Here is a 3856-nt window from a genome sequence, read left to right on the forward strand (position 1 = left end):
CCGACGGCACGCTGAACGCCGCCGGCAAGCGGGTGGTGGTGATCGGCGGCGGCGACACGGCGATGGATTGCGTCCGCACCGCTGTGCGCCAGGGCGCCGTCTCGGTGAAGTGCCTGTACCGCCGCAACCGCGCCAACATGCCGGGCAGCCAGCGCGAGGTGCAGAACGCCGAGGAAGAGGGCGTGGAGTTCGTCTGGCAGGCCGCGCCCGAGGCATTCCTGGGTGACGAGCTGGTCACCGGCGTGCGCGCCCATTCGATCCATCTCGGCGTCGCCGATGCCACCGGCCGGCAGACCCCGGTGGTGATCGACGGGTCGGCCCACACCATCGAGGCCGACCTGGTCATCAAGGCGCTGGGCTTCGACCCCGAGGACCTGCCGACCCTGTTCGATGCGCCGGGCCTGCCGGTGACCAAATGGGGCACGGTCAAGGTCGATCACCGCACCATGATGACCGCGGTCGACGGCATCTTCGCCGCCGGCGACATCGTGCGCGGCGCCAGCCTCGTCGTCTGGGCGATCCGCGACGGCCGCGATGCCGCCGCCGCCATCGACAGCTTCCTCACCGCCAAGGCCGCCCTCCCGGCGGTCGCGGCGGAATAAGCCCGCCGGAAGGAGCCAGCCATGAGCCAGTTCGAGAAGAGCCTTGGTGAGAAGACCCTCGGCGTAAAGAATGCCGGCGAGCGCTTCGTCGAGGAATACGACGCCAATGTCATCAGGCTGATCGCGGCCCACGCCTACGACCCGGCGGAGGAGCACGATGCCTGCGGCGTCGGCTTCATCGCGGCGCTGGACGGCAAGCCGCGGCGCGAGGTGGTGCAGGCCGGCATCGATGCGCTGAAGGCGGTGTGGCACCGCGGCGCGGTCGATGCCGACGGCAAGACCGGCGACGGCGCCGGCATCCATGTCCAGATCCCGCAGCAGTTCTTCCACGAGCATGTCGAGCGCGTCGGCCACAAGCCGCAGCCCGGCCTGATCGCGGTCGGCCAGGCCTTCCTGCCGCGCACCGACCTGGAGGCGCAGGAGAAGTGCCGCTGCCTGGTCGAGGGCGAGATCTTGGCCTTCGGCTACTACATCTACGGCTGGCGCCAGGTGCCGATCGATGTGGCGATCATCGGCGAGAAGGCGAACGCCGCCCGGCCCGAGATCGAGCAGATCATGATCGCCAACCCCAAGGGGGTGCCGGAGGAGCAGTTCGAGCGCGACCTCTACGTCATCCGCCGGCGGGTGGAAAAGGCGGCGCAGGCCGCCGGCATCGCCGATTTCTACCTGTGCTCGCTGTCCTGCCGCTCGATCATCTACAAGGGCATGTTCCTGGCGGCGCAGCTGACCGATTTCTACCCGGACCTGCTGGACGAGCGTTTCGTCTCCAACTTCGCGGTCTACCACCAGCGCTATTCGACCAACACCTTCCCGACCTGGCGCCTGGCCCAGCCCTTCCGCATGCTGGCCCACAATGGCGAGATCAACACGCTGAAGGGCAACTCCAACTGGATGCGTGCGCATGAGACGCGCATGGCCAGCCCGGTGTTCGGCGACGCGATCGAAGACATCAAGCCGGTGATCCAGGGCGGCAGCTCGGACTCCGCGGCGCTCGACGCCGTGTTCGAGGTCATGGTTCGCGCCGGCCGCAACGCGCCGCTGGTCAAGGCCATGCTGGTGCCGCAGGCGACGCCGGCCGACGCCGACATCCCGGACGCGCACCGCGCCTTCGTCAGCTATTGCAACGCGGTGATGGAGGCCTGGGACGGGCCGGCCGCGCTGGCGATGTATGACGGCCGCTGGGTGATGGGGGGCATGGACCGCAACGGCCTGCGGCCGATGCGCTACACCCTGACCCATGACGGGCTGCTGATCGCCGGCTCCGAGGCCGGGATGGTCCGGCTCGACGAGAACCGGATCGCGGAGAAGGGGCGCCTCGGGCCCGGCCAGATGCTGGCGGTCGACCTCCAGGAAGGGCGCCTGTATCACGACCGCGAGATCAAGGATGTGCTGGCCGCACGCCAGCCGTTCCAGGATTGGACCAAGCGGATCAAGGTGATCGACGGGCTGATCCGGGCCGGCGGCGAAGACCCTGGTGCGGCGATGACCCGCGAGGAGCTGCGCCGGCGCCAGGTCGCCATGAACATCACCATGGAGGATCTGGAGCTGATCCTGCATCCGATGGTGGAGGAGGCGAAGGAGGCCATCGGCTCGATGGGCGACGACGCGCCGATCGCCATCCTGTCCGACGTCAATCGGCCGCTGCACCATTTCTTCCGGCAGAATTTCAGCCAGGTCACCAACCCGCCGATCGACAGTTTGCGCGAACGCCGGGTGATGAGCTTGCGCACCCGGCTGGGCAATCTGGGCAACATCCTTGACGAGGATGCCAGCCAGTGCGACCTGCTGCAGCTCGACAGCCCGGTGCTGACCAATGCCGAATACGACGCGATGCGCGCCTATATGGGCAGCACCGCGGCGGAGATCGACTGCACCTTCGACCCGCAGGATGGCGAACATGCGCTGCGCGACGCGCTGCGCCGGGTCTGCCGCGAGGCCGAGGACGCCGTGCGCGGCGGCGCCACCCATATCGTCCTGACCGACCTGCATGTCGGGCCGACGCGGGTGGCGATGCAGATGATCCTGACCACGGGTGCCGTCCACACCCACCTGATCCGCCAGTCGCTGCGCACCTTCACCTCGCTGAACGTGCGGTCGATGGAATGCGTCGACGTGCATCACTTCGCGGTGCTGATCGGCGTCGGCGCCACCACGGTGAACGCCTATCTGGCGCAGGAGGCGATCGCCGACCGGCAGCGCCGCGGCCTGTTCGGCGAGCTCAGCCTCGACGCCTGCATGAAGCGCTACCGCCAGGCGGTGGATGACGGGCTGCTGAAGATCATGTCCAAGATGGGCATCTCGATCATCTCGTCCTATCGCGGCGGCTGCAATTTCGAGGCGGTCGGCCTGTCACGCTCGCTCGTCGCCGAATACTTCCCCGGCATGCCCAGCCGCATCTCCGGCATCGGCATGGCCGGGCTGCAGATGAAGGCGATCGAGATGCACGAGGCGGCGTGGAGCCGCAACGTCGTCACCCTGCCGATCGGCGGCTTCTACCGCTATCGCCAGGGCCAGGACCGGCACGCCTGGGAAGGCCAGCTGATCCACATGCTGCAGCATGCGGTGACGACCGACAGCTATTCCGTCTACCGCAAATATTCCGACCTGGTGCGGCGCCAGGCGCCGGTGGCGCTGCGCGACCTGTTGGACTTCGTGCCGGTGCGCGAGGGGGTGTCGATCGACGAGGTCGAGAGCATCACCGAGATCCGCAAGCGCTTCGTCACGCCCGGCATGTCGCTCGGCGCGCTGGGGCCGGAGGCGCATGGCACGCTGAACGTCGCCATGAACCGGATCGGCGCCAAGTCGGATTCGGGTGAAGGCGGCGAAGACCCGGCCCGGTTCCGGCCGGACAGCAACGGCGACAACTGGAACTCCGCGATCAAGCAGGTCGCCTCCGGCCGCTTCGGCGTCACGGCGGAATACCTGAACCAGGCCAAGGAGCTGGAGATCAAGGTCGCCCAGGGCGCCAAGCCCGGCGAGGGCGGCCAGCTGCCCGGCTTCAAGGTGACGGTCGAGATCGCCAAGCTGCGTCACGCCACCCCGGGCGTGATGCTGATCAGCCCGCCGCCGCATCACGACATCTACTCGATCGAAGACCTGGCGCAGCTGATCTACGACCTGAAGCAGATCAACCCGGACGCCAAGGTCACGGTCAAGCTGGTCAGCCGCACCGGCATCGGCACCATCGCCGCCGGCGTCGCCAAGGCCAATGCCGACATCATCCTGATCTCCGGCCATGTCGGCGGCACCGGCGC

2 protein-coding genes are annotated in these 3856 nt (G+C 68.1%); both read left to right on the plus strand.

Going from position 1 to position 3856, the window contains the following annotated elements; all coding sequences use genetic code 11:
• Window positions 1-602: FAD-dependent oxidoreductase (locus AC3XYG_RS18970; protein ID WP_489141420.1), on the plus strand; the 602-nt coding region annotated here is incomplete at its 5' end.
• A gap of 21 nt (window positions 603-623) precedes the next feature.
• Window positions 624-3856: glutamate synthase large subunit (gene gltB, locus AC3XYG_RS18975; RefSeq protein ID WP_489141421.1), on the plus strand; the 3233-nt coding region annotated here is incomplete at its 3' end.

Source organism: Inquilinus sp., from assembly GCF_057815775.1.